2 protein-coding genes are annotated in these 1,050 nt (G+C 45.6%); both read left to right on the top strand.

The window, feature by feature from the left end; translation table 11 throughout:
- Window positions 1–717: Rpn family recombination-promoting nuclease/putative transposase (locus O9323_RS03755; protein ID WP_288124708.1), on the top strand; the 717-nt coding region annotated here is incomplete at its 5' end.
- 21 nt (window positions 718–738) lie between these two features.
- On the top strand, window positions 739–1,050 hold a 312-nt coding region (locus O9323_RS03750; protein WP_288124707.1), incomplete at its 3' end, for a DUF2887 domain-containing protein.

Here is a 1,050-nt window from a genome sequence, read left to right as displayed (position 1 = left end):
CAGCAACCCCTCTACCTAGTGGAAGTGCAGTTCCAACCGGACGACACCCTCTACTATCGACTTTTTGCGGAATTGTTCCTATTTCTAAAACAATATCAACCACCTCACCCCTGGCAAATTGTCGTCATTTATCCCCATCGTGGGGTGGAACGGGAACAATCCCTGCATTTTGGCGAAATCCTCAATTTAGCAAGCGTCAGACGCATTTATCTCGATGAATTGCCCTACGGGGACAATCCCTCCTTAGGAATTGGTGTGATTAAATTAGTAGTAGAGTCGGAAACGGCAGCGGTGAGGACTGCTCAAACCCTAATCGAGCGGACTAGAGAAGAAATCACCGACCAGTCCAGTCAACGGCAGTTAATTGACCTAATCGAAAGTATCATTATTTACAAATTACCCCAGAAAAGTCGCGAGGAAATTGAAGCTATGTTTGGACTAAGTGATTTAAAACAAACGAGAGTCTATCAAGAAGCACTGGCCGAAGGAGAAGAACGGGGTCTAGAACGGGGTCTAGAACGGGGTCTAGAACAAGGTCTGCAAGAGGGGGAACGTCGGGTGGTGGAAAACCTGCTCCGAGTCCGTTTTGGTGAGTTAGACCCAGAAATTCAAGCTATTATCAGCCGGATTTTACAATTGTCCCCAGAAGAATTTACTCCTTTACTCCTACAGTATTCCAAGCAGGAACTCTTAAATCAATTCGGCAATTGCCAATAAACCCTAGAAGCGAGATTTCTCGTGAAAACTGACAGTCTCTTTTACCAAATCTTCCTGCGCTTTCCGGACAGTTTCTTTGACTTAATCGGACAACCGCAACCGGTCTCAGCAAACTATCAATTTACCTCCCAAGAGGTGAAACAACTCTCTTTCCGTCTCGATGGCTTATTTATGCCACTCAGAGAAGATAGTCAGCAACCCCTCTACCTAGTGGAAGTGCAGTTCCAACCGGACGACACCCTCTACTATCGACTTTTTGCGGAATTGTTCCTATTTCTAAAACAATATCAACCACCTCACCCCTGGCAAATTGTCGTCATTTATCCCCATCGT

Origin of the sequence: Microcystis sp. LE19-131.1A (genome assembly GCF_027532015.1) — a bacterium.
GTDB classification, from domain to species: domain Bacteria; phylum Cyanobacteriota; class Cyanobacteriia; order Cyanobacteriales; family Microcystaceae; genus Microcystis; species Microcystis ichthyoblabe_A.
This window is presented reverse-complemented; position numbering and strand designations above follow the sequence as displayed.